General features: G+C 64.9%; 26 protein-coding genes and 1 pseudogene. 22 read left to right on the top strand and 5 right to left on the bottom strand.

The annotated features are described in order from the left end of the window. The first annotated feature begins 89 nt into the window (after positions 1 to 89). From ACWA1Q_RS13565 to ACWA1Q_RS13505, 13 genes and pseudogenes are all read left to right on the top strand, one after another. Positions 90 to 1,538, top strand: coding sequence for a CCA tRNA nucleotidyltransferase (locus tag ACWA1Q_RS13565; RefSeq protein WP_463758080.1), 1,449 nt, complete (start codon positions 90 to 92; stop codon positions 1,536 to 1,538). Continuing rightward, positions 1,535 to 2,599, top strand: a complete 1,065-nt coding sequence (locus ACWA1Q_RS13560) for a hypothetical protein (RefSeq protein ID WP_463758079.1) — start codon at positions 1,535 to 1,537, stop codon at positions 2,597 to 2,599. Before ACWA1Q_RS13565 ends, ACWA1Q_RS13560 begins: the two co-directional genes overlap by 4 nt. A gap of 9 nt (positions 2,600 to 2,608) precedes the next feature. Then, entirely contained in the window at positions 2,609 to 3,832 is a 1,224-nt protein-coding gene (locus ACWA1Q_RS13555; RefSeq protein WP_463758077.1) for a trans-sulfuration enzyme family protein, read from the top strand. Between the two features lie 146 nt (positions 3,833 to 3,978). After that, positions 3,979 to 4,296, top strand: a complete 318-nt coding sequence (locus ACWA1Q_RS13550; RefSeq protein ID WP_463758076.1) for a hypothetical protein — start codon at positions 3,979 to 3,981, stop codon at positions 4,294 to 4,296. Between the two features lie 140 nt (positions 4,297 to 4,436). Then, the gene (locus ACWA1Q_RS13545; protein ID WP_463758074.1) at positions 4,437 to 4,772 is read left to right on the top strand and encodes a hypothetical protein; all 336 of its coding nucleotides are present in this window, start codon (positions 4,437 to 4,439) and stop codon (positions 4,770 to 4,772) included. Positions 4,773 to 4,870: 98 nt separating this feature from the next. Then, positions 4,871 to 6,193: an ABC transporter substrate-binding protein gene (locus ACWA1Q_RS13540; protein WP_463758073.1), complete on the top strand. Its 1,323-nt coding sequence runs from the start codon at positions 4,871 to 4,873 to the stop codon at positions 6,191 to 6,193. 212 nt (positions 6,194 to 6,405) lie between these two features. Then, a pseudogene (rpsF, locus tag ACWA1Q_RS13535) lies at positions 6,406 to 6,747 on the top strand (30S ribosomal protein S6); the annotation flags it as partial. A gap of 101 nt (positions 6,748 to 6,848) precedes the next feature. Then, positions 6,849 to 7,373 carry a single-stranded DNA-binding protein gene (locus ACWA1Q_RS13530; protein ID WP_121671937.1) on the top strand — a complete coding sequence of 175 codons (525 nt, stop codon included), beginning with the start codon at positions 6,849 to 6,851 and terminating at the stop codon, positions 7,371 to 7,373. Positions 7,374 to 7,435: 62 nt separating this feature from the next. Continuing rightward, positions 7,436 to 7,699 (top strand): 30S ribosomal protein S18, encoded by a 264-nt coding sequence (gene rpsR / locus ACWA1Q_RS13525; protein WP_090711605.1) that lies wholly within the window; start codon positions 7,436 to 7,438, stop codon positions 7,697 to 7,699. Positions 7,700 to 7,710: 11 nt separating this feature from the next. Next, the gene (gene rplI / locus ACWA1Q_RS13520; RefSeq protein ID WP_463758071.1) at positions 7,711 to 8,163 is read left to right on the top strand and encodes a 50S ribosomal protein L9; all 453 of its coding nucleotides are present in this window, start codon (positions 7,711 to 7,713) and stop codon (positions 8,161 to 8,163) included. Between the two features lie 500 nt (positions 8,164 to 8,663). Continuing rightward, on the top strand, positions 8,664 to 10,046 hold the full coding sequence (gene dnaB, locus ACWA1Q_RS13515) for a replicative DNA helicase (protein WP_463758070.1): 1,383 nt from the start codon (positions 8,664 to 8,666) through the stop codon (positions 10,044 to 10,046). 100 nt (positions 10,047 to 10,146) lie between these two features. After that, positions 10,147 to 10,806 (top strand): hypothetical protein, encoded by a 660-nt coding sequence (locus ACWA1Q_RS13510; RefSeq protein WP_463758068.1) that lies wholly within the window; start codon positions 10,147 to 10,149, stop codon positions 10,804 to 10,806. Then, on the top strand, positions 10,803 to 11,048 hold the full coding sequence (locus ACWA1Q_RS13505; RefSeq protein ID WP_463758066.1) for a hypothetical protein: 246 nt from the start codon (positions 10,803 to 10,805) through the stop codon (positions 11,046 to 11,048). The genes ACWA1Q_RS13510 and ACWA1Q_RS13505 overlap by 4 nt, the downstream gene beginning before the upstream one ends. 12 nt (positions 11,049 to 11,060) lie before the next feature. On the opposite strand, the gene ACWA1Q_RS13500 is transcribed toward ACWA1Q_RS13505, so the two are convergent. The 3 genes from ACWA1Q_RS13500 to ACWA1Q_RS13490 all read right to left on the bottom strand — a co-directional run bounded on the left by ACWA1Q_RS13500 (position 11,061) and on the right by ACWA1Q_RS13490 (position 13,163). Further along, on the bottom strand, positions 11,061 to 11,255 hold the full coding sequence (locus ACWA1Q_RS13500; RefSeq protein WP_463758065.1) for a DUF1918 domain-containing protein: 195 nt from the start codon (positions 11,253 to 11,255) through the stop codon (positions 11,061 to 11,063). A gap of 82 nt (positions 11,256 to 11,337) precedes the next feature. Next, the gene (gene purB, locus ACWA1Q_RS13495; RefSeq protein ID WP_463758063.1) at positions 11,338 to 12,720 is read right to left on the bottom strand and encodes an adenylosuccinate lyase; all 1,383 of its coding nucleotides are present in this window, start codon (positions 12,718 to 12,720) and stop codon (positions 11,338 to 11,340) included. Next, positions 12,717 to 13,163, bottom strand: a complete 447-nt coding sequence (locus ACWA1Q_RS13490) for a low molecular weight protein-tyrosine-phosphatase (protein WP_463758062.1) — start codon at positions 13,161 to 13,163, stop codon at positions 12,717 to 12,719. The genes purB and ACWA1Q_RS13490 overlap by 4 nt, the downstream gene beginning before the upstream one ends. 271 nt (positions 13,164 to 13,434) lie before the next feature. On the opposite strand from ACWA1Q_RS13490, the gene ACWA1Q_RS13485 reads away from it, so the two are divergent. Next, positions 13,435 to 13,806 (top strand): hypothetical protein, encoded by a 372-nt coding sequence (locus tag ACWA1Q_RS13485; protein ID WP_463758060.1) that lies wholly within the window; start codon positions 13,435 to 13,437, stop codon positions 13,804 to 13,806. Further along, entirely contained in the window at positions 13,796 to 15,205 is a 1,410-nt protein-coding gene (locus tag ACWA1Q_RS13480) for a hypothetical protein (RefSeq protein WP_463758058.1), read from the top strand. Before ACWA1Q_RS13485 ends, ACWA1Q_RS13480 begins: the two co-directional genes overlap by 11 nt. Positions 15,206 to 15,211: 6 nt before the next feature. On the opposite strand, the gene ACWA1Q_RS13475 is transcribed toward ACWA1Q_RS13480, so the two are convergent. After that, positions 15,212 to 15,619: a phage holin family protein gene (locus ACWA1Q_RS13475; RefSeq protein ID WP_463758057.1), complete on the bottom strand. Its 408-nt coding sequence runs from the start codon at positions 15,617 to 15,619 to the stop codon at positions 15,212 to 15,214. Positions 15,620 to 15,737: 118 nt separating this feature from the next. Between ACWA1Q_RS13475 and ACWA1Q_RS13470 the strand changes: the two genes are divergently transcribed. The 4 genes from ACWA1Q_RS13470 to ACWA1Q_RS13455 are packed head-to-tail and all read left to right on the top strand — an operon-like array spanning position 15,738 to position 20,366. Next, positions 15,738 to 16,868: a histidinol-phosphate transaminase gene (locus ACWA1Q_RS13470; protein WP_463758055.1), complete on the top strand. Its 1,131-nt coding sequence runs from the start codon at positions 15,738 to 15,740 to the stop codon at positions 16,866 to 16,868. Between the two features lie 4 nt (positions 16,869 to 16,872). Beyond that, positions 16,873 to 18,012: a thiamine pyrophosphate-dependent dehydrogenase E1 component subunit alpha gene (locus ACWA1Q_RS13465; protein ID WP_463758054.1), complete on the top strand. Its 1,140-nt coding sequence runs from the start codon at positions 16,873 to 16,875 to the stop codon at positions 18,010 to 18,012. A 29-nt stretch (positions 18,013 to 18,041) separates the two neighbouring features. Then, on the top strand, positions 18,042 to 19,007 hold the full coding sequence (locus ACWA1Q_RS13460) for an alpha-ketoacid dehydrogenase subunit beta (RefSeq protein ID WP_463760872.1): 966 nt from the start codon (positions 18,042 to 18,044) through the stop codon (positions 19,005 to 19,007). 27 nt (positions 19,008 to 19,034) lie between these two features. Next, a complete protein-coding gene (locus ACWA1Q_RS13455) occupies positions 19,035 to 20,366 on the top strand; it encodes a dihydrolipoamide acetyltransferase family protein (protein WP_463758052.1) in 1,332 nt (443 codons plus the stop codon). A gap of 24 nt (positions 20,367 to 20,390) precedes the next feature. Here the strand turns inward: ACWA1Q_RS13455 and ACWA1Q_RS13450 are convergent, their stop codons facing one another. Then, positions 20,391 to 20,984: a hypothetical protein gene (locus tag ACWA1Q_RS13450; protein WP_463758051.1), complete on the bottom strand. Its 594-nt coding sequence runs from the start codon at positions 20,982 to 20,984 to the stop codon at positions 20,391 to 20,393. 419 nt (positions 20,985 to 21,403) lie between these two features. Between ACWA1Q_RS13450 and ACWA1Q_RS13445 the strand changes: the two genes are divergently transcribed. The 3 genes from ACWA1Q_RS13445 to ACWA1Q_RS13435 all read left to right on the top strand — a co-directional run bounded on the left by ACWA1Q_RS13445 (position 21,404) and on the right by ACWA1Q_RS13435 (position 24,636). Further along, on the top strand, positions 21,404 to 22,747 hold the full coding sequence (locus ACWA1Q_RS13445; protein ID WP_463758050.1) for a quaternary amine ABC transporter ATP-binding protein: 1,344 nt from the start codon (positions 21,404 to 21,406) through the stop codon (positions 22,745 to 22,747). Then, the gene (locus ACWA1Q_RS13440) at positions 22,747 to 23,661 is read left to right on the top strand and encodes an ABC transporter permease (protein WP_463758048.1); all 915 of its coding nucleotides are present in this window, start codon (positions 22,747 to 22,749) and stop codon (positions 23,659 to 23,661) included. The genes ACWA1Q_RS13445 and ACWA1Q_RS13440 overlap by 1 nt, the downstream gene beginning before the upstream one ends. Before the next feature lie 78 nt (positions 23,662 to 23,739). Beyond that, positions 23,740 to 24,636, top strand: a complete 897-nt coding sequence (locus ACWA1Q_RS13435; protein WP_463758047.1) for a glycine betaine ABC transporter substrate-binding protein — start codon at positions 23,740 to 23,742, stop codon at positions 24,634 to 24,636. Positions 24,637 to 24,761: the final 125 nt, after the last annotated feature.

Here is a 24,761-nt window from a genome sequence, read left to right as displayed (position 1 = left end):
TCGTTCCTCGACCGGTCGACACGGCGTGCCGGATATCCACTACCGCCAGCTCCGCGGCGCGCGTGCGAGCGCCCGCTACGATTGAGCCCATGGTGAGCATGGCAGAGTCGTTGGTGCGCCTGTCGGAACTCGCCGCCTCCCCGGTCGTCTCGAAGGTGGCATCCGCTTTCGCCGACGCCGGTTTCGAACTCGCCCTCGTCGGCGGCCCGGTGCGGGACGCGATGCTCGGTCGGCTCACGAGCGACCTCGACTTCACGACCAACGCATCTCCCGACGAGATTCTGCGCGTCGTCACCCCGATCTCGGAGACCCAGTGGGACATCGGGCGCGATTTCGGCACCATCGGAGCGCGTGTTCGAGCTGGGACGTCCACCGACACCGTTGAGGTCACGACCTATCGGGCGGATGCCTACGACGGCGTCACGCGCAAACCGGTCGTCGCGTTCGGCGACAGCCTCGAACCCGACCTCAAGAGGCGAGACTTCACCGTCAACGCGATGGCGTTGCGCATCCCCGAGGTCCGGCTGGTCGACCCGTTCGGCGGGGTCGAAGACCTCCTGGCACAGACACTGAGGACTCCAAGCAGCCCCGAGGTGAGCTTCGGGGACGACCCGTTGCGAATGATGCGGGCGGCCAGGTTCGCCAGCCAGCTCGGCTTCGTCGTGGACGACGAAACGCAAGCCGCGATGACAGCGATGGCCGACAGCATCCGCATCGTCTCAGTGGAACGCACGCAGGGGGAACTCTCGAAGCTCCTTCTCACCGACAACCCGCGCGTCGGGATCGAACTGCTCGTCGAGTCGGGCCTGGCGGAGATCGTGCTGCCCGAAGTCCCGGCCCTGCGGCTCGAAATCGACGAACACCACCACCACAAAGACGTCTACCAGCACTCGCTCACCGTGCTCGAACAGGCGATCGGGTACGAGAAGTCCCGCCACCCCGGTGAGGCGCCCGACCTCATCCTGCGCCTCGCCGCCCTGCTGCACGACATCGGCAAGCCGGCAACCCGACGGCTGGAACCCGGTGGAGCCGTCAGCTTCTACCACCACGACGTGGTCGGTTCGAAGCTTGCGAAGAAGCGACTGACCGCGCTTCGGTACGACAACGACACCATTCGGGATGTTTCGCGATTGATCGAACTGCACCTGCGCTTCTTCGGCTATACCGAGGGTGCGTGGACGGATTCCGCCGTCCGCCGGTACGTGCGTGACGCCGGACACCTGCTCGAGCGGCTGCACATGCTCACGAGGGCCGACGTCACGACCCGCAACCGGCGCAAAGCCGACCGACTGGGTTTCGCCTATGACGACCTCGAAGCACGAATCGCCGAACTGCGCGAGCAGGAAGAGATGGAGGCGGTGCGACCCGACCTCGACGGCAACGCCATCCAGCGCGTGTTGGGGATCAAACCCGGCCGTGAGGTCGGGGAGGCCTACCGCTGGCTCCTCGAACTGCGGCTCGATGAGGGCCCGCTCGGCGAAGAGGAGGCGGAACGCCGCCTGCATGCCTGGTGGGTCGCGCGAAACTCCGGCGAGTGATTCCCGAGCCGGGGCTCAACCTCGAACCGTTGTCCACTTCGGTGACACGGGACGAACTCCGGATATTCCGGCACACGCTGCCCGGCGCCGAAATGCCCACGCTCGACCCCGCATCGCCCGGTCCCCGCGCCTGGTTGACCACCGCTCTCGTTGCGCTGTTCGCGGTGCCGTTCGCGGTCGTCCCGTGCATCATGCTGCTGACGATGGAGTTCGGTTTCCGCTCCGTGATCGTCGCGCTCGTGGGCGCTGTGATCACATTCGGCAACATCCTCATCCTCAGTCGTTTCCGCTGGCCGCGGTTCGGCGCCCGGTTATGGCGGGATCGCCTGCGACTGTTCCGCTTCGCTGAGCGCAACGGTGCACGCTTCACCGCGTCGATGGACACCGCCGTGAGCCCCGGGATGATCTTCGGTCGTGGGGAACGTCGCCGCAGCTTCGACGTCGTCGAGTTCGCCCGCCCGCGACGGTGGCGGGTTGGGAACCTCAGCTACCAGAAGGTCCTCCCAAAAGGCGGCGCGGAACAGCACCTGTGGGGCTTCGTCGAGCTGACGCTGCCGCGCCGGTTCCCGCACATCGTCCTCGACTCGCTTGCGAACAACGGCATCCGCGGCCGGGAACTCGAGAACCCGTACGCGGGCCAGGGAGCGATCGACCTCGAGGGCGACTTCAGCGACCACTTCCGGCTGACCTGTCCTCCCGGGTACGAGCGTGACGCGTTGTACTTGCTGACGCCGGACCTCATGGCCGTGCTCATCGACGAGGGCGCGGACTTCGATATCGAGATCGTCGATGACGTTCTTTACCTGTATCGCCCCCGCCCGTTCGCTCTCGCCGACCCGGAGGAGTGGGCAAGGATCCAGAGGATCCTCGACACTGTGGGCGCCGGAACCGCGAAACGGACGGTCAACTACCGCGACGAGCGCGTCGGGAACCGCGGGTGGGACGTGATCGCGCCCGAGGGCAGTCGCTTGCCTCAGCCGCGTTTGCTGCTCACGGGCCTTCTCGTCGCTGCGGTGTTCGTTTCGTTCATAATCCTCGGAGCTCTGTTCGGCGGGCAATAGCCTGAGAGCATGACTGCTCCCCGTCCGAACAAGCACGACCCCGCCACCCTGTCCTTCGCCAGTCAGGCGGTGCACGCGGGCAACGAGATCGACGCGGGTTCCGGCGCGATTCGAACACCGATCGTGATGGCGAACTCGTATGCCCTACCGGAGGACGCCTCAACGATCAGCTGGTCGGGAACGGATGTTCCGCTGTACACGCGCAACTCCGGCACCAACCAACTGGGCCTTCAAGCCAAGCTCGCGGCACTCGAACACGGTGAGGACGCCGTCGTTCTCGCCAGCGGAGTCGCCGCATTGCACGCCGTGTTCTTCACCGTGCTCAAGTCCGGGGACCATGTCGTCGTCGGAGACGTCACCTATGAAGCGATCTACCGGCTGTTCGCCGAGCTCCTCCCGGAGAAGTACGGCATCACTGCCACATTCGTCGACGCTGCGGATCCGGACGCAGTCCGGGCAGCCATTCGCCCGGAAACCGCGCTCGTTCACGTCGAAGTGATCGGCAACCCGACGACGAAGGTTACAGACATCGCCGCCATCGCAGCACTGACGCGGGAAGCCGGCGTGCTGCTCAGCGTCGACTCGACGTTCACGCCTCCGCCGTTGTTCCGCCCGCTCGAGCACGGCGCCGACCTCGTCGTGCACTCGCTGACGAAATACATCAACGGGCACGGCGACGCCATGGGCGGTGCCGTCATCGGCAGCCGCGAGCTCATCACCCGCATCAAGGCGGATGCCATGGTCGACGTTGGCGGGGTCATCTCCCCGTTCAACGCGTGGCTGATCATGCGTGGCTCGGTCACTCTGCCGCTGCGTCTTCGTCAGCATCAGGCGACCGCGCAGCGCGTCGCTGAATTCCTGGCGGCCGACGACAGGATCGCGTTCGTCGCCTACCCGGGCCTGGCGGAGCATCCGCAGCACGACGTCGCCGCCCGCCAGTTCGCCGGCCAGGGATTCGGGGCGATGCTCGCGTTCGCCGTTGATGGCGACGCGGCCATGCAGGACCGGTTCGTCTCGAACCTCCGGGTGATCACCTCGGCGGTGTCACTCGGGCACGACGAATCGTTGATCGTCCACGTCGCCGGTGGGGCGGATGCCGGCCCCCGGGTGGCCTTCTACCCCGAGGAGTTCCGCACGTGGGGTCACCTCCGGTTCTCGATCGGCCTGGAAGATGCCGACGACATTCTGGGGGACCTGCACGCAGCGCTCGACGCGACCTTCGGCGCTTCCTGACGTTCGGTAAACGCTCCACCCCTGGCGGATGACGCTCGCATTATTTTCCGGCGACGGTTCCGTCAACCCCCTGACACAAAGTCCGTATTGACCCTAGTTTGGGTGTCTGGGGCGCCACGTGGTTGTGGCAGGAAGGCGGGGAACCGATGAAGACGTCAGATCGACGCACGCAGAAGATCGATGCGACATGGAACCTCCACGTGCATTTCGAATCAGGCAAGGTCGACACCGACGTCGAGGTGTCGCTTGACCACTTGAAAAACGACGTCGAACGAGTTGTGGTGAACGGCCGACAGATCGGTTACGTGCATCACGTCGACCCTGTCTATGTCGCACTCAGCGGGCCGGACCTTGCCCGCGCTGTCGAGGTGTCGCAGAAGCTCACCCTCGACCAGAGCATCCGGGATCTGCTCAACACCGTCCCGGTCGAGGTCATCGACCCGAGTTTGGCGCTGCGCGCCTAAAAAACGTCATGGTCGGCGGATACCGGGGGCACGGCATCCGCCGACCATGTCGGCTCTGTGCCTGAGGCCCTCTGCCTGCCCGAAACCCGCAGCCGCCGCAAGGCCTTGATGCCCCTGCGCGTACGGCGTAGCGTCGCGGCATGACGAACAACACGAACAACGACGATTACGTCGAGCCAGTTGTGCCCGCTGACGAGCACGGTGCCCGTGAGCCCGTCGTTCGCCCGACCGGTGGCGACGAGCACAAGAACGCCGATTACACGACCACCGGCGACCCGATCGATTCGCCGCAGCACCTCGCCGAAGAGGACCGCCAGCACGCCACTACGGGCAGACCTCTCAGCGGTGCGGACGACGCCGAAGGGGACGCGGAATACACAACACCCGGCAACCCGATCACCTCCCCGCAACACGAGGCCGAAGAGGAAATCCCGCACGCGACGCCGGGCAACAACTCCGCCATTCCCCAGGACTGAGCTCGCGGCATCCGTTTACTTTTCAGGGTCGGATCAGGGTCATTCAGGTCATAACTGCTAGCCTCCAACTCGGTACAACAGGCGACAGAAAGACCCGAATGGCTCAGCGACTGACGAAATTAGCGACGATTGTCGCGGCATCCGCCCTCGTTCTCACCGGATGCGCACCCGAACCGGCGACGCCCACTGAGGTGACGACCGTGTCATTCCGGTTGTGGGACGAAACCGTCGCTGAGGCGTACGAAGAGTCGTTCGATGCATTCGAAGAGGACAACCCCGACATCAACGTCGAGGTCAACGTCGTCGAGTGGGGCGACTACTGGACCGAGCTGCGTACTGACGTCGCCAGCAAGACCATGGACGACCTCTTCTGGCTGAACAACTCATACTTCGGCGCGTACGCTGACGCCGGCAAGCTCGTCAACGTCGACCAGGTGTTCGGAGAGGATTCCGCCAGCGAGTGGGAGGGCAGTGTCGTCGGCCAGTTCACCCGAGACGACGTGCTCTGGGGCGTACCTCAGCTCTATGACGCCGGTGTCGCCGTCTACTACAACACCGAGCTGCTCGAGAAGGCCGGATTCACCCCCGAAGACCTCGAGGATCTGACCTGGTCACCCGACGCCGAGAAGGACACATTCCTGCCGGCGGCGAAGGCACTCACGCTCGACGCGGCAGGCATATCCGCGGCATCCGCAGACTTCGACGGCACCGCGGTGCAGTACGGAACAAACCTCGCCTACGACACGCAGGCGATCATGCTCCCGTTCATCGGCTCGAACGGTGGAAAATTCCAGGCGGGCGAGAAGTTCGCGTTCACCGATCCCAAGTCGATCGAGGCTTTCCAGTACCTCGTGACGGCGATCAATTCCGCGAAGGTCGCACCAGCAGCATCCGAGACCAACACCAACAGCGACTTCAGTCGTGACGCCTTCATCGCGGGCAAGATGGCGATGTTCCAGTCCGGCCTCTACAACCTGAAGAACGTTGCTGATGATGCCGAGTTCGAGTGGGGCGTCGCTCCCATGCCGAGCGGTCCTTCTGGCCGCGTGTCGGTCACGAACGGGGTCGTCGTCGCCGGAAACGCCGAATCGGAGAAGCAGGCTGCGATCGAGAAGGTGCTCACCTGGCTCGGTTCCGCGGAGGGCGTCAAGCCTCTCGCGGCGTCAGGGTCCGCGGTTCCCGCCGTGACCGACGCACAGAAGTCCTACTTCGACTACTGGAAGAAGGAGGGCGTCTCCGTCGAGCCGTTCTTCGACGTCATCGATGGCGAAAAGCCGATCCCGTCGCCGAAGGGCGCCAACTACGGCAAGGCGTTCGAGGAGTTCGACCCGATTTTCCAGGACATCTTCTCGGGCACGATCGACCCCGCTGTCGGGCTCAAGCAGGCCGAGGGCGCGGCGAACGCGGCAATCGCGGGCTGACGGGGGGCGTTCTCACTTCGGGTGAACCCCGAGAGCGGATGCCAGGGCTTTGGTAGCCAGCACGGCTCACTTTCCGGTAAGCTACTCAGGTTGCCCGTGTGTGCGCACTCTGCTCCCGCACGTTGCAACGATGCTATTACCCTCCTGCCGCAGATCGTCTGCGGCCGTTCGAGTCCGAAGGAGGTGGGTTAGTGACGCATCAGTATGAACTCATGGTTATCCTCGACCCCGAGATTGACGAGCGCACCGTTGCTCCCAGTCTCGATAAGTTCCTTAATGTCATCCGCAACGATGGTGGAACCATCGACAAGGTTGACATCTGGGGCCGTCGTCGACTGGCTTACGAAATCAACAAGAAGACCGAAGGCATCTACGCTGTGGTCGACTTCACCGCGACGAGCGAAGCAACGGTCGAGCTCGACCGCCAGCTGAAGCTGTCGGAAGCCGTCATGCGCACCAAGGTGCTGCGGGCCGAAGAAGCTATCGCTCTCGTCGAGTCCGAAGGCAAGCGCGCCGAGGAGAAGGCAGCCCGCAAGGCTGCTGCCACCAAGGCAAAGGCCGACGCCAAGCCGGCAGCGGCTGAGACGAAGGCAGTTGCCGACGCCGCTCCCGCCGAAGCCGACGCGAAGCCCGCCGAAAAGGACGCCTAGTCCTCATGGCCGGCGAGACCGTCATTACCGTGGTGGGCAACCTCACGTCAGACCCCGAACTGCGTTACACGCAGAACGGACTGGCCGTTGCCAACTTCACCATCGCATCCACTCCGCGCAATTACGACCGCGCAACGAGTGAATGGAAAGATGGCGAAGCACTGTTCCTGCGCGCGAGCGTTTGGCGTGAATTCGCCGAGCATGTCGCCGGATCGCTCACCAAGGGTAGCCGTGTCATCGCTACCGGGCGTCTGAAGCAGCGTTCGTACGAAACGAAGGAAGGCGAGAAGCGCACCTCGATCGAACTCGAAGTTGACGAGATCGGTCCATCGCTTCGTTACGCCACCGCACAGGTCACCCGTGCGCAGTCCTCTGGTGGAGGCGGCGGCCGTGGCCCCGCAGCCGTCCAGCAGGACGAGCCATGGGCGGCCAGCGCTCCGACGGCCGCTCCGGCCGGCGGCGCAATGGCATCGGGTTCTGGCGACAGCTGGAACACACCCGGTTCCTACGGCGACGACACCCCCTTCTAACATCTTCTCCGCCAGGGCGGGGGCTTCGGCTCCCGCTCCGGCAATACACCTAAGGAATTCAAATGGCTGGAAAGTCTAGCGGCGCAAGCCGCAAGCCTGTCCGCGGTGGTAAGGGCGGCAAGCCGCTCGCTCCCGCGAAGGCAATCCGCGTTGGGGTCATCGACTACAAGGATGTCCCCACCCTCCGCAAGTTCATCTCCGAGCGTGGAAAGATCCGCGCGCGCCGCATCACCGGCGTTTCGGTTCAGGAGCAGCGTCTCATCGCACGTGCAGTCAAGAACGCACGCGAGATGGCACTGCTTCCCTACGCCGGCTCCGGCAGGTAAGGAACTCCGATATGTCAAAACTCATCCTCACCCACGAGGTCACCGGTCTCGGTGCACCTGGCGACATCATCGAGGTCAAGAACGGTTACGCACGTAACTACCTGATCCCGCAGGGCTTCGGCGTTGCGTGGAGCCGCGGTGCTGAGAAGCAGGTCGAGCAGATCAAGGCCGCGCGCGCAGCGCGCGAGCTTGCGACCCTCGAAGAGGCTCAGGCGCTCAAGGCTGCTCTCGAGAGCACCAAGGTCAAGCTCGCCGTCAAGGCTGGCGCTGAAGGCCGCCTGTTCGGTTCGGTCAAGACGGTGCACGTGGCGGATGCCGTCGCTGCTGCCGGTCTCGGACAGATCGACAAGCGCAAGGTCGAAATCTCTACTCCGATCAAGTCGGTCGGTCAGCACGAGGCGACTGTTCGCCTTCGCGATGACCTGAGCGCGGTTATCACCCTCCAGGTGGTTGCTGCCAAGTAGGCATCTTTACACTCTGTAGCGACGGGCTCCGGCCCGTCGCTACAGGTCGTTAAGCGGAAGCGCCTACTGCTCCGGTTGACCCCCGGTTGGCCGATTCGTACACCCATTGCGAGCGCCGCGTCAAGTTTTTTGTACACAGGCAAACACGCGGTTACGCAAGGTTCAACACGGAGTCTAAACAGTTTTATACCCACAGGGCGTGGAACCGATAACGCCTGGTCAGCGCGTAAAAATGTAGCACAATTTCTTTTTTCTCCACAGAGTTTCCCACAGGTTGTGCACACGGCTTACGGCGTTTCCTGCAATCTATGCACAGTGTTATCCACAGGGCTGTTTGTGCAAGGACCATCGGGCTCATAGTGTGGGGCAGCGCAGGTTCCCACCGGCGTGCGCAGCCGAAATCGAAGGCCCCGTGTCGGTGGTCGGGTATTGGCTGTATTTCAGCAAAGACGGTTATGCGCCGGCCGGTTCGCCGGTCCCAGCCGCACTAGGAGGAACGCGTGTCGATCGCCCATCTTGGTCTCTCAGACCAGCAACCCGCCGGTGAAAACCGTAGCGAGTACCGGGCCGACCGCACCCCGCCCCACGACATGCTCGCCGAGCAGTCGGCCCTCGGCGGAATGCTCCTGTCGAAGGATGCCGTCGCCGATGTCGTTGAATCGGTGCGCGGTGTCGACTTCTACATTCCCAAGCACGAGATCATCTTCGACGCGATCCTCTCGCTGTACTCGCACGGTGAGCCTACAGACGTCATCACCGTCACCGACGAGCTCATCAAGACAGGCGAGCTGTCCCGTGCCGGCGGAGCCGACTACCTCCACACCCTGACCCGCCTGGTGCCGACCGCGGCCAACGCCGGGTTCTACGCGTCCATCGTCGCCGAGCGCGCACTCCTGCGGCGGCTTGTCGAAGCAGGAACCCGCATCGTGCAGATGGGCTACGCCGGTGAGGGTGAGGTCCTCGACCTCGTCAACACGGCACAGGCCGAGATCTACGGTGTCACGGGCTCGACCACTGCCGAAGACTACGTTCCCCTGAACGAAGCCGTCGGAACGGCCTTCGAGGAGATCGAAGCGGCAAACGGGACCGACGGGAAGATGGTCGGCGTGCCGACCGGATTCTCGGAGATGGACGACCTCACCAACGGATTCCACGGTGGGCAGCTCATCATCGTCGCTGCCCGACCGGCGCTTGGTAAGTCGACGCTCGCTCTCGACTTCGCGCGAGCGGCATCCATCGGAAACGACCAGCCGTCGATCTTCTTCTCTCTCGAAATGGGCCGCAGCGAGATCGCCATGCGTCTGCTCGCGGCCGAGGCCTCCGTGCCGCTGCAGAGCATGCGCAAGGGAACCGTCGACCAGCGCGACTGGAACAAACTCGCCGCCGTTCGCGGGCGCATCAATGATGCTCCGCTCTACATCGACGACAGCCCCAACATGACGCTCGTTGAGATCCGGGCGAAGTGCCGTCGGCTCAAGCAGCGCGTCGGGCTCAAGCTCGTCGTGATCGACTATCTGCAGCTGATGACCTCGGGCAAGCGCGTCGAAAGCCGCCAGCAGGAAGTATCGGAGTTCTCGCGTGCTCTCAAGCTGCTCGCGAAGGAGCTTCAGGTTCCGGTCATTGCCCTGTCGCAGCTGAACCGTGGACCGGAGCAGCGCGCAGACAAGATGCCCGCGATCAGCGACCTTCGAGAGTCGGGCTCGCTCGAGCAGGACGCCGACATGGTGATCCTGCTCCACCGCGAAAGCGCGTACGAGAAAGACAACCCGCGCGCGGGAGAAGCAGACCTCATCGTCGCGAAGCACCGTAACGGTCCCACCCGAACGGTGACCGTGGCCTTCCATGGCCACTACTCGCGCTTCGCGGACCTCGCGCCGGCCTGATCATCGCCCCACGCTCGACATCGAGGCACCGGGCAGGAGCAAGTTCTACGCGGCGTAGACTGGACAGGTTCCACTGCCTCCACAGAAAGCGACGTTCCCCGTGGCCACAACCGCTCCCGTCATTCCCGACGGCATTGCGCAGTCGCGCTCACGGTACTGGCTCGTCTCGGTCCTCCGTGCGCTGGTCGCCGCGGTCGCCGGCATGGTGATCACGTTCTCGTCTGACCACTCGGCGTCGCTCGGCCTCACCGTCTTCGGCGGGTTCGCCGTCGTCACGGCCCTCGTGCAGATCGCCGGCACTCGCGTGCTCGACGCGGATAGCGTGACGCGACGGAGCTTCATCGCCCAGGGCATCCTGAGCCTCGTCGCTGGAGCGGTGGCACTCGTCCTCGCCCCGATCGGTGGCCAGCCCGCCTTCTTCGCGGTCGTCCTTCTTTGGGCCCTGCTCACGGGCGCGCTCGAACTGTACAGCGGGTTCCGCCTGCGCGGCCGTTCCGCCCTCGCGCGCGACTGGATGACCATCGGCGGCGTCACCGTGCTCCTCGCCGTCGCCTTCCTGCTCGTGCCGCAGAGCCTCGACCAGCACTTCACCGGCCCGGATGGAGTCGATCGGAGTCTCACCGCATCGATCGTCTCGGTCGGAACCTTCGGCGCCTACGCCGCTATCGTCGCCGTCCTGCTCGCGATCGGAGGGTTCTCACTCAAGTGGGGCACCGATGCGAGTGGGCGAGTGGCCCCCGAAACGGAGTCGCACTCATGAGTCAATCCCAACCCAGCCGCCGCGACATTCTGAAGCCGATCGAACTGCTCGTGTTCGCGGTCGTCGCCGGCACGTTCACCGGCCTGATCGTCCTCATGTCGACCCGCGACATCGTTCTCGCGGCGATCTTCTTCGGCATCGCCTTCATCGTCACGCTCGTCGGTATCGCGATGTTCGCGCTCAGTGTGAAGCCCGGTGACCTGGAGAAGAAAGACCTCGACGAACAGGACCACGGGCACTAACAGCCCAACAGGTCAACCGGCGGTCGACGAGTGTTCGATCACGCAATCCCGTCCCGGGTAGACGAGGCTTTCGTAACCGTCGTCGAATCTGACCAGATACGGCGGTTGTCCTTCGTCGCCCCGAACCTCGAGAATCTGACCGTGACGGTCGGGCGCACCGACCGTCTGCCCGCGGATAATGATCCGCTCACCTGCAGTTGTGCGCATGATCTCCTCCCTGAAAAACAGGGTACGCGCGGCATCCGGGAGAAGAAAGACCCCGGATGCCGCGCGCGGCGCAGCACGGAAGCTACGGCAGGCGGTTCACCAGTTCGTCGGACAGGCCGACGTAGCTCGCGGGGGTGAGCTCGAGCAGCCGGCTCTTCGCGTCGTCGCCGATGTCGAGCTTTTCAACGAAAGCGACGAGGTCGTCGCGTCCGATCCGCTTGCCGCGGGTGAGCTCCTTGAGCATCGCGTACGGGTCAGAGATCGAGGAACGGCCGGCGACAACCTCGGCACGGATCACGGTCTGGATCGCTTCGCCGAGGATCTCCCAGTTGGAGTCGAGATCGGCGGCGAGTGCGTCGCGGTCGAGGTCGATCTCGCCGAGTCCCCGGGTGAGGTTGTCGAGCGCCAGCAGGGAGTGGCCGAAGCCGACCCCGATGTTGCGCTGGGTGGTCGAGTCGGTGAGGTCACGCTGCAACCGCGAGGTGACGAGCGTGGCAGCGAGGGAATCGAGGACGGCACTCGACAACTCGAGGTTCGCCTCCGCGTTCTCGAACCGGATCGGGTTGATCTTGTGTGGCATCGTCGACGAACCCGTCGCGCCGGCCTGCGGAATCTGGCGGAAGTACCCCATCGAGATGTAGGTCCACACGTCTGTGGCCAGGTTGTGCAGCACACGGTTCGCGTGCGACACGCGGTTGTAGAGCTCCGCCTGCCAGTCGTGCGACTCGATCTGGGTGGTCAGCGGGTTCCAGACCAGTCCGAGCGACTCGACGAACTCGCGCGAAATTGTGGTCCAGTCGGCCGTCGGGTCGGCGACGACGTGCGCGGCGAACGTGCCGGTCGCACCGGAGAACTTGCCGAGGTACTCGGTGCCTTCGACCTGGGCGAGGATGCGCTCGAGCCGCCAGGCGACAACCGCGAGTTCGCGACCCATGGTCGTCGGGGTGGCGGGCTGTCCGTGCGTGCGTGACAGCATGGCATCCGCCCGGTGTTCGACAGCGAGGTTCCCCAGAACGTCGATGACGCCGCGCAGCTTCGGCAGCCAGACCTCACGTACCGCTGCCGAGACGGTCAGCGCGTAGGAGAGGTTGTTGATGTCTTCGCTCGTGCACGCGAAGTGGGTGAGCTCGGCGATCGAATCGAGGCCGAGGGATGCCAGCCGGTCACGCACGAGATACTCCACGGCTTTGACGTCGTGGCGGGTGACCGCCTCCTTCTCGGCGAGCCAGTCGATGTCGGCCTGGCCGAACTCGAGGTACAGCCCGCGGAGCGACTCGGTCTGCTCAGGGGTCAGCGGGGAGGAACCGAACATGCTGTGGGAGGTGAGGTACAGCAGCCATTCGACCTCGACCTGCACCCGTGCCCGGTTGAGGCCCGCCTCGCTGAGGTACTCGCCGAGACCGCTGACCGCAGACTGGTAACGACCGTCGAGCGGGCTGAGTGGCTGGGCGGGTAGTGCTGTCATCGAATGGCTCCCTGTCGAATTGCCGGTTCAAGCTGTCGAAAAAGTTGACGGCTCGCCCTCTCAATCATGCCCAATACTCGGTCAAACATCTCATCGTGGCCGTAGTAGGGGTCGGGAACGTCGGCGAGGGAGCTCTGTTCGTCGTCGAAACTGAGCAGGAGCGTCACCTTGCCGCGGTCGGTTTCGGTGGGCGCCCAGGCCCGGAGGATGCGGTCGTGGCCACTGTCCAGGGCGACAACGAGGTCGAGGCTGTCGAACCAGTCCGGGTTGAACTGCCGCGCCCGGTGCCTGCTGCCGTCGTACCCGCTGCGCGCGAGGGCGGTGAGGGTTCTCGAGTCGGCCTGCTCGCCGACATGCCAGTCACCGGTGCCAGCTGACGAGGTTTCCACATACCGCGAGAGGCCGGCCTTCCTCACCATCGTCTGGAAGACAACTTCTGCCATCGGGGATCTGCAGATGTTGCCCGCGCACACGAAGCACACTCGGAAGGGCTGGACCTCGGTAGGGACCGGGTCGGAAATCATCCCCCCATTCTGTACTGCTGGGTCCGCTCCCGGCAGCCCCCCGTTAACGCGCTTGTGGGTTCAGTCCCTCACACCCGGCCGCCTTGGGTCGGATTCACACCGAGGGTGACCGCAGGGTTCTGCGCGTGCTGGACGCCCGGACCATGGATGTGGAGCCGCAAGTGCCGGCTCGGGACTGCGGGAGGAACGGATGATCGGCAACACAGGAGGGATCGTTGGGGAGGCGCCGAGCGACGTGTCCCTTGCGCGGGTACTGGAGATTCTCAGTGAGCAACGCCGCCGTATCGTCGAGTTGCTCGACCGGACCACCGACGCCCAGCGCGGACTGCGGGATTCCGCCTCATCGCTCTCCTGGTTTGCACCGTCACGACTGCTGTATGACCGGCGCGTGACCGCCCTGCAGCGCGCGCTCGCCCGGGCGGCAGCGGCGCTTCAGGCAGCTCTCGCCGAGTGTGACCGGGCGCACGATCATGCCCACGCCGTATCCTCCTCGCTCGTACCCGCTCTCGCTTCGAGGGATTACGTCGGGTATCCCGCCGGAAAGCAGAACCATGTCCGATGACATCGACGTGAGCAGCGGGTCAGGGATCAGCGTCGAGACCGACGAACTGTTTCTCGTTGCCGCAACGCTCGTCGCTTTCGCCGGCGATGCGCGCACCTGGTCACATGAGGCCGCGATCGCCCGGTGCGTCACCCAGTGGTCCGCTGAAGCTGCACCCTTCGGGTTCGCCGAAGCGGACCTGACCCGCGCTGCCGCCATCCTGCAGGACCTCGCCGCAGAGTCCGAGGAACTCCGGCTCCTCATCGAACGGGCGGCGGACCGTTATGCAGCGGGGGAGCAGCGCCTGACGGATGCCTGGACCGGCCTCGCCGCCCTCGGCTCCTTTTTCGCAGGCGCTTACGTCCGTAACCTGATTCTTGGCAGCCTTCCGCTCGCGCCGGCTGCCGTTGTCGCCCTGCTGCTGTCCCAGCATCCAGAGGTCCGTCGTCTTGCTGCCGTCGTGGGACAACCGGTGATGGAGGCGCTCGCCGAACACGCCGATGTGCTCGGCACCCCTGAGTTCGTCGCTGTCGTTCGCACACTGGTGTCGTCCGCCGACGATTTCGCGATGGGCCTCGTCGGGGTGCCGTTGCAAACCGCGCGGTTCCTCGGCGATGAGGGCGCAGGCATCGTCGGCCTCAGTTCGATGGCCGGATCGCTCCTGATTCTGGCCGGACGAAATGCCTACACCCATGCCCCACTCACGATGAGCCGCTCGTCGGTCGGCGCTGTAGCGGCACCGGTCAACCTCGCAGACGCAGCCAGCCGGATCCCCACGAGCGGGTCAGGCAAGCCACAAGTGAGGGTGGAGCGTTATCCGTCCGAGAACGGCACAGATTCATATGCGGTGTACATCGCGGGCACGAGCGACTTCTCCACCGGAGGGAGCGAACCCTTTGACATGTCGAGCAACCTGGCGGGAATCTCCGGCGGAGACACCGCCGCGCAGCAGGCGACGGTCGAGGCGATGGAAGACGCGGGTATCGAACCGGGTGACCCGGTCAGCTTCTTCGGTCACTCCCAGGGCGGTCTCGTGGCCGCGCGAATCGCGGCATCCGAGGTGTACTCCACCGAGAGCGTCGTGACCTTCGGATCCCCGACCGGGCAGATCCCGATGAACGATTCGATCGCCCATGTCGCCGTGGAACACGCCGAGGACGTCACACCCGCGCTCGGCGGGAACCCGGCAGACGGGCGAGAACGCGTGGTCGTGACCCGCTCGCTGTACGACAAATCCGGCCCACCTCTCGGCGCCACCTTCGGCAGCGCCCACCACATGGCGAGCTACGCCGAAACGGCGGCGCTCATCGATGACTCCACCGACCCGCGCCTGGATCCCCTGCGAAACACCCTCGCCGGTTTCGGTGCAGCGGGCGGGACCGCCACCCTGTACCGCTCCGAACGGGTCCGGGACCCGTAGTGAGGGTCAGCGACGGCGGCGGCGCTCCTTGAGCTGCGGCCGCAGCAGCATGGCGAAGATCGCGTTGAGGATGCTGATCACGAGGGCACCGAGCACCGCCCACCAGAAGCCGTCGGTCTCGAGCCCGAAGCCGAACGGCGACATGATCCACTCCACCAGGAGAAGAAGGATGCCGTTCACGATGAACGAGATGAGACCGAGGGTGAGAATGTAGAGCGGGAACGCCACGATCCGGATGAGGGTTCCGATGACCCCATTGACGATCGCGAAGATGAAAGCGATGAGCAGGTAGGTCAGGACCACCGCGAGGGTGTCACCCGGCGGGTAGGGGGTCACGTTCACCCCGGCGACGAGGAAGGTCGTCAGCCAGATGGCGACGGCGTTGAGCACGATGCGGAGCAGGAATCTGGCCATCGCACCATGATGGCAGCCCCGTCAGGCAGGCGCGAGGGCCCGGCCTCGTCAGGCGGCGTGTGCTAGCAACTGTGCCAGCATGCCGATCCCGGAAATCGGTGCTGTCTAGACTCGGTGCGTGACGTTTACCCCAGCAAGTGCCGACGAACCCTCCGTCGTGCCCGCGGTCAAGCTCCGCCCGGAAATTCTCGCCAGCCCGCCGTACCGGCAAGGCAGACCAGCGGCCGCCGATGCATTCAAGCTCTCCAGCAACGAGAACCCGTTCCCGCCGCTGCCCGGCGTCCTCGACGCCGTCGTCGGCTCCGGCGCTTTCAACCGGTATCCGGATGCTTCGGCTCTCGCCCTGCGCGAGGTCCTCGCCGCCCGCAATGACGTCACGCCGGAGAATATTCACGTCGGCTCCGGCTCGGTCGCGCTCCTCAGCCAGTTCATCGCCGCAGCGGCTGGCCCCGGCGACACCGTCGTCTACCCCTGGCGCTCCTTCGAAGCCTATCCCGGCCTCGTCACCGTCGCCGGAGCGACGAGCGTGCAAGTGCCCAACCGTGCCGATGGGTCCCATGACCTCGACGCGCTCGCCGCCGCCGTTGACGCCACCACCCGTGTTGTGATCGTGTGCTCGCCGAACAACCCGACCTCGACCACGGTCAGTGCCGCAGCGTTCGAGAAGTTCCTCTCCCAGGTGCCGTCCGATGTGCTCGTCCTCCTCGACGAGGCATACGCCGAGTTCGTCACCGATGCCGACGCCGTCCAGGGGCTCCGGCTGACCGGCCGGTACCCGAACCTCGTCGTGCTTCACACGTTCTCCAAGGCATACGGCCTCGCAGGTCTCCGCGTCGGCTGGGCGATCGGACCCGTGGAGATTCTCGACGCCGCCCGTGCCGCCGCCATCCCGCTCTCGGTGACCCAGCCGGCACAGGCCGCAGCTCTCGCGTCGCTCGAGCGCGAGGACGAACTCCTTCGCCGGGTTGCCGAAATCGCCGACCGTCGCGACCGGCTCCACGCCGCGCTTACAGCGCAAGGCTGGTTCGTGCCCGCCGCGCAGGGCAACTTTGTCTGGCTCGCCACGGGAGATGCGACGGATGCCGTCAACGACACCCTTCTCGCCGGCGGTATCGTCGCCAGGGCGTTCCCGAACTCCGGAATTCGGGTGAGCATCGGCGAGGAAGAATCTGTGGAGAAACTCCTACCGATCACGCAACGAATTGTGGACGTGCTACCAGTGGGGCATCCGGCAAGGCGGTTAGGTTAGAGCAATGGCAGAAAGCGAGAACACCTCACCGGCGACTGCCGTGCAGATTCTGTCGACAGACGGAACTGTCGCACCGACGGCAACCGCAGAACCGTACCTCGAGTATCTCGACCGCCTGACCGACGCTGATCACGAGCAGTTCTACCGTGACATGGTGCTCGCGCGGGCCTTCGACACCGAAGCCGCCAACCTTCAGCGCCAGGGCCAGCTCGCCCTGTGGCCTCCGTGCCACGGGCAGGAGGGCGCCCAGGTCGGATCCGGTCGCGCCGCCCGCAGCCAGGACCACATCTTCCCGTCGTACCGCGAGCACGCAGTCGGCCTCGTCCGCGGCGTCGACCTTCTCGGCATCATCGAGGTCATGCGCGGAACCACCCACTCGGGTTGGGACGTCTCCGACCCGTCGAACGGCAACTTCCGCCCGTACACGCTCGTGATCGGAGCTCAGACGCTTCACGCCACCGGCTTCGCCATGGGAGTGAAGTTTGACGGTGCTACAGCGACGGGCAACCCCGACACCGACCAGGCCGTCATGGTCTACTTCGGTGACGGTGCCACCAGCCAGGGTGACGTCAACGAGGCCATGGTCTTCGCCGCCAGCTACCAGACACCCGAAGTCTTCTTCCTGCAGAACAACCACTGGGCGATCAGCGTGCCGGTCACCACCCAGTCGCGGACCCCGCTGTTCCAGCGCGGAAGCGGCTTCGGCATCCCGAGCGTGCAGATCGACGGCAACGACGTTCTCGCCAGCTACGCGGTCACCGCCAAGCACCTCGACGACGCCAGGTCCGGGGGAGGCCCGCAACTGATCGAAGCACTCACCTATCGGATCGGCGCCCACACGACGAGCGACGACCCCACGAAGTACCGCACCCAGGAGCTGACCGACTCGTGGGTCGCGCGCGATCCGATCGTCCGGTTCGAAGCGTTCCTGCGCGGTCAGGGTGCCGCAGACTCTCTCTTCGACTCCGTCGCAGCCGAGGCCCGCGATTACGCGTCGGATGTCCGTAAGCGCACCCACGCGATCGCGGACCCCGAGATCGGCCTGATGTTCGACGGCGTCTATTCTGACGACCACCCGCTCATGGCCGAGCAGAAACAGTGGCTCGAGCAGTACGAAGCATCACTGGACGGAGGTGCCGCGTGAGCGACAGCATCGACAAAACGCTCCAGACCATGCCGATGGCGAAGGCTCTCAACGCCGGCCTGCGGCAGGCGATGGCGAACGATCCCAAAGTCCTGCTCATGGGTGAGGACATCGGAAAACTCGGTGGTGTGTTCCGCATCACCGAGGGGCTCCAGGCCGAGTTCGGAGAGAACCGGGTGCTCGACACCCCGCTCGCCGAGTCGGGCATCATCGGCACAGCGGTCGGCCTCGCGATGCGCGGCTACCGCCCCGTGTGCGAGATCCAGTTCGACGGTTTCATCTACCCCGGCTTCAACCAAATCACGTCGCAACTGGCGAAGCTCACGAACCGCAACGAGGGTTCGCTGCAGATGCCCGTCGTGATCCGGGTGCCGTACGGCGGACACATCGGTGCCGTCGAGCACCACCAGGAAAGCCCCGAAGCGTACTTCGCCCACACGGCGGGATTGCGCTCGGTCAGCCCGTCGACCCCGAACGACGCCTACTGGATGATCCAGGAAGCGATCGCCTCCAATGACCCGGTGATGTTCTTCGAACCGAAGAGCCGGTACTGGCCCAAGGGTGAAGTCGACCTCTCCGGGTCAGCAGCGCCCCTTCACGCGAGCCGCATCGTGCGGTTGGGAACTGATGCCACGCTCGTCGCCCACGGCGCGATGGTGAGTGTCCTGCTCCAGGCCGCTGAACTCGCGGCCGCCGACGGCATCAGCCTCGAGGTCGTCGACCTCCGGTCGATCTCGCCGATCGACTACGGGCCCCTGCTCGAGAGCGTTCGCAAAACGGGCCGTCTCGTCGTCGCGCAGGAAGCATCGGGGAACGTCTCGGTCGGTTCCGAGATCGCGGCGACCGTTGCCGAGCGGGCGTTCTATTCACTCGAAGCGCCGGTCCTCCGGGTCTCCGGGTTCGACGTGCCCTTCCCCCCAGCCAAACTCGAGAAGCTCTTCCTGCCCGACGCCGACCGTGTTCTCGAAGCGGTCGACCGGGCACTTGCCTACTAGCGTTCCCAACGCTGAAAGAGAGAAACCATGAGCGAGTTCCAGTTTTTGATGCCGGACGCGGGTGAAGGACTCACCGAAGCCGAGGTCGTGTCGTGGCGCGTCGCCCCCGGTGACACGGTTGAGCTCAACCAGGTGCTTCTCGAAATCGAGACGGCGAAGTCCCTCGTCGAACTGCCGTCGCCCTACGAGGGCACGGTCTCCGCGATTCTCGTCGAGGAGGGAACGACGGTCGACGTCGGTACCCCCATCATCACCATCAGCGCCGCCGCCGATGAGACCGAGCCCGGCGCTCCGGCCACCGCTGCCGTCGGTCCGAGCGCGGTCGACACCGAAACGGCTGAGACCGTCGCCGACACCCGCAGCTCGATCGACGAAGAGAAGTCGGGGGCAGTGCTCGTCGGCTACGGCAACGCCGGAGCCGTCACCTCACGCCGCCGCCGCGCACGAACGGATGCCGCTCCGCCCGCCGCGCAGCCGGCATCCGCCCCGGTTCCTTCCGGTCCCGTCATCGCCAAACCGCCGATTCGCAAGCTCGCGAAGGACCTCGGCGTCGACCTGCGCCTCGTCGCCGGCACGGGCATCGGGGGAGAGGTCACCCGCGACGACGTGGTGCGCGAAGCCGGCCAGGCCAGCGTGTTCCGCAACATCGAAACGCCAGAGTGGGCCGAGACCCGCGAGGACCGGATCCCGGTCAAGGGCGTGCGCAAACAGATCGCCAACGCGATGGTGGAGTCGGCCTTCAAGGCTCCGCACGTGTCGCTCTTCGTCGACGTCGACGCCACCCGCACGATGGAATTCATCAAGCGGCTCAAGAACTCGACCGACTTCGCCGGCGTGAAGGTATCGCCGCTCCTCATCATGGCGAAGGCCATGATCTGGGCGGTACGCCGAAACCCCACGGTGAACGCCACCTGGACCGACGAAGAGATCATCGTGCGGCACTACGTCAACTTCGGGGTAGCCGCGGCAACTCCGCGCGGCCTGATCGTTCCGAACGTGAAGGAAGCACAATCTATGAGCCTGCTCCAGCTGGCGCAGTCGCTCGAGCAGCTGACTCTCACCGCGCGCGACGGCAAGACTCCACCCGCCGACCAGCAGGGCGGCACGATCACCGTCACGAACATCGGCGTGTTCGGCATGGACACCGGAACACCGATCCTCAATCCGGGTGAAGTCGCGATCGTCGCCCTCGGCACCATCAAGCAGAAGCCGTGGGTCGTCGACGGCGAGGTGCGCCCGCGCTTCGTCACGACGCTCGGTGCGTCGTTCGACCACCGTGTCGTCGACGGTGACGTGGCATCCCGGTTCCTCGCCGACGTTGCGTCGATCATCGAGGAGCCTGCGCTGCTCCTCGACTAGGAGCAGCGGGACCGGGAGCGGCGGCTAGAAGTCGAACCCGCCACCGAAGTCTCCGCCTCCGAAGTCGCCTCCGCTTCCGCCAAAGTCACTTCCGCCGAAGTCTCCGCCGCTGCCGCCGAACTCGGAAGCCCCGGCGTCACCGCCGTAGTCGCCCCCGGCATCCGCTCCTGCTTCGCTGCCCATCTCACCGCCGAACATGCCGGGCATGAAGGCACCCATGAGCGACGTGGCGATGAAGTAACCGGCGACGGTTCCGAGCAGTGAGCCGCCGACCATGCTCCCGAAACTCGGGCCGGTCATCGTGCGTTCCATCGTTCCTGGCTGCCGCAACTCGGAACGTGTCGCCGCCTGCGCGAGGGAGTGGGGGTCATCCCCGCGGGGGGCGTCCCCGGCGGGAGCATCTGCGCTCAACTGTTGAAACAACAACCTCCGCTGCTGGGGCGTCAGGCGCTGGAATGCTTCTTCGTGCGCCTGCTCGATCGCCTCGGGTGGCGCCGTGCGGAGCAGATAGCGGTAGCGCTCCACAGCGATCTCATCGTCGCTGCGTGGCTGCGGAACATATTGCGTACGCTCCGGCTCGGGCTGTTGCGTGCCGAAAAGCCTGTCGAAAAAGCCCATGATCTGCTCCCTTGGGTTTCGCGGAAATCGCACTCAGTCTACGAGCGGATGCCGTGAGCGCGCCCTGAGAAGCGGCGCGATTCGCTCTCCCTGTCTGGTGCCCGAATCGGCTTAGCGACCCGTCTCTGTTAGGGTCGGTAGCGGCCAAGACGGCCCAAACACTAGTCCGCGACCGGATGTGACACAGCAATGTCGCTCATCCGGGCGTATGGTCTTGTGACGTTGGCGGCGGCCCCATGGCCGTGCCGGCACAACCTCGATTCGCTCCGATGCCTTAGTCGTCGCAGCTTGATGGCGGGGTTCGTGCAGTCGTCCCTGACCCGGTCGTAATTACGAGAATGCCGCGTGGCACATCGTTTCCCCTGCACCGGGACAGTCGTTTTCTGCGACAACGAGAACTGCGCGCGCACGGAGAAAACGTGACCGACACTGCCCTCGAGGTAAGAAACGTCTACAAAGTATTCGGCAAGAAGCCGCGCGAGGTCGTCAAGCGCCTGCAGGCCGGCGCCGCCAGGAACGAACTCACCGCACTCGGAACCGCCGCTGTGATCGACGCCTCGTTCGAGGTCAAAAAGGGCGAGATCTTCGTCGTCATGGGTCTCAGTGGCTCGGGCAAGTCCACTCTGATCCGCATGCTCAACGGACTGTGGGAGCCGACCGCAGGAACCGTCACGGTGTCTGGGTCCCCGATCAGCGGCATCCCCGCCAAGGCGCTTCGAGACGTGCGCCGTAAGAAGATCTCGATGGTGTTCCAGCACTTCGCGCTTCTCCCGCACCGCACCGTGCTCGATAACGCGGCCTACGGACTGGAAGTCCAGGGTGTTCCGCTCGCCGAGCGCCGTGAACGCGCACAGAATATCGTCAACCGGGTCGGGCTCTCCGGCTGGGAAGACAAGATGCCGAGCGAACTGTCCGGCGGCATGCAGCAGCGTGTCGGGCTGGCCCGCGCACTCGCATCGGACACCGACATCCTGCTCATGGACGAGGCGTTCTCCGCCCTCGACCCGCTGATCCGCCGAGAGATGCAGGAACAGCTCGTTGACCTGCAGCATGAGCTCGGCAAGACCATCATCTTCATCACCCACGACCTCAACGAAGCCATGTTCCTCGGTGACCGCATCGCGGTCATGCGTGACGGCCGCATCGTTCAGGTCGGCACCCCGGACGAGATCCTCACCGACCCGGCGAACGACTACGTCGCCCAGTTCGTGCAGGACGTCGACCGGGCACGCGTGCTCACCGCGGCAGGCGTGATGGAACCGGCGCGCTCCGTCGTCTCCGGATCTGCCGGCCCTCGCGCCGCCCTCCGTACGATGCGCGACACGCAGGCATCCTCGGCGTTCGTCGTCGGCAACGGCCGCAAGCTCCTCGGTGTCGTGCACGATGTCGACGTGCTCAAGCAGGTCAAGGCCGGCAACGCCGACCTCATGGCCGTCGTCCGTAACGACCCGGCGACCGTCGGACCTGAGCAGTACCTCGTCGACCTCTTCGAGCCCGCTGCCGAGAGCCACCTGCCCGTTGCCGTCGTCGACGACAAGGGCCGCCTGCTCGGGGCGATACCCCGCGTGACGCTCCTCGCAGCACTCGCCAACGTTCCAACCACCACGGGCGAGAACTACGTCGTTGAATCCACGGCGACGGTGGCCGTCGACGTGATCACCCAGACCCTCCGCGAAACCGCCGGTATGACCGATGAAGTCGAGATGACGCGCCCCGCGTATGCCGACGATGTCGAGACCGCGAAAGAAGGAAGCTTCAACTGATGGACATCCGCATTCCGCTCGGTACCTGGGTCGAAGACTTCGTCGACTGGCTCACCGACTGGGCACAGCCTTTTTTCGACGTTCTCCGCAGCATCTTCCTCGGCGCATACGACCTCATCAACCTCGTCTTCCAGGCACCGCCGTTCTGGGTGATCATCCTCGCGGTTGCCGCTCTTGCCTTCCTGGCCAAGGGATGGAAACTCGCCCTCGGCGTGGTCCTCGGGTTCACCCTGATCATCGTGGTCAACCAGTGGGAGAACGCGATGGACACCCTGTCGCTCGTTCTCGTCGCCAGCCTCATTGCCGTGATCATCAGCGTGCCCCTCGGCATTCTGGCGGCGGGCTCCGACACAGCCTCGAGAATCCTCAAGCCGATCCTCGACTTCCTGCAGACAATGCCTGCCCTCGTCTACCTCATCCCCGCGCTGATCCTGTTCCGCGTCGGCGTCGTTCCGGGAATCGTGGCGACGATCGTCTTCGCCATGGCGCCCGGCGTTCGGCTGACCGAACTCGGCATCCGTGGTGTCGATAAGGAAGTTGTCGAAGCCGGCCACGCCTTCGGTTCATCACCGTTCCGCATCCTCCGTCAGATCCAGCTTCCGCTCGCGCTTCCGAGCATCATGGCCGGTGTCAACCAGGTCATCATGCTGTCGCTCTCGATGGTCGTCATCGCCGGAATGGTCGGCGCGGGCGGACTCGGCGGCGAGGTCGTCGCGAGCCTCAACCGTCTCGACATCGGACTCGGCTTCGAAGCCGGACTCTCCGTCGTGATCCTGGCGATCGTGCTCGACCGCCTCACAGCATCCCTCGGAGTCCGCAGGAAGCGGACGAAAAAGACGGGTGCCAAAGCGCCGGCCGCTGACGAGACCACCGTTTCGCACAAAGACGAGCAGCTCGTCGCCGCAAGCGCCTGATTTTCCCACAAAACTTCGGTCGTCGGGTCCCTGAACCCGCCAACCGTTGAGTCCAATCGACAGCAACGAGAGGAACACATGAAGAAGCACAACAAGATCGCAATCGCAGCACTCGCAACCGCAGGCCTGATCGGCCTCGCCGGCTGCGCCAGCCCGGAGGCAAGCTCAGGCTCCGCCGACGGCGGAGAGAAGACCGACCTCACCCTCGCCGTCTTCAACGGCTGGGACGAAGGAGTCGCCACCAGCTGGCTCTGGAAGACCATTCTCGAGGACGAGGGCTACTCGGTCGAGCTCGAATATGCCGACCCAGCACCCGTCTTCGAGGGCCTCAAGTCCGGTGACTACGACTTCACCACCGACGTCTGGATGCCCAAAACCCACGCGGCTTACCTCGAGACCTACGGCGAAGACATCGTCGAGCTCGGCGCCTGGAACGACGCATCCAAGCTCACGCTCGCCGTGAATGAAGACGCTCCGATCGACTCGATCGAAGAGCTGGCTGAGAACGCCGACCTCTTCGGAAACCAGATCGTCGGTATCGAACCCGGCGCCGGCCTCACCGCCGCGATGGAGAACGACGTCATTCCCGGCTACGGCCTCGATGGCATGGACTTCGTCACGTCGTCGACCGCAGCGATGCTCACCGAGCTCAAGAGCGCGACCGACAAGGGCGAGAACGTCGTCGTCACCCTGTGGGAGCCGCACCGCGCGTACGCCCAGTTCCCGCTCAAGAACCTTGAGGACCCCGAGGGTCACTTCGGCGCGACCGAGAGCCTCTACAGCTACGGAAGCACCGACTTTGCCGAGTCCTCCCCGAAGGCTGCCGGCTACCTCGAGAACTTCGAGATGGACAGCGAAACCCTGATGTCGCTCGTTCAGGCGATGTTCATCGACTACGAGGGTGACGATTACGCCCCCGTCGTCGAGCAGTGGATCGAAGACAACCAGGATTACGTCGACGGACTCACCTCCTAGGCTTCCTGCTTCACCCGAAACCCGGCTCTCTTCGCGAGGGCCGGGTTTCGTCGTTCGCGAGTTGCCCGGTTTCGCGGGTTATCCGGCTCGTGCACCCGCGGGAGTGGGCAACTCGCGCGTTCCGG

This window comes from Mycetocola sp. TRD_SC_2, assembly GCF_055361225.1.
Note: the sequence above shows the minus strand (reverse complement) of the source record. Positions and strands in the feature narration are given on the sequence as shown.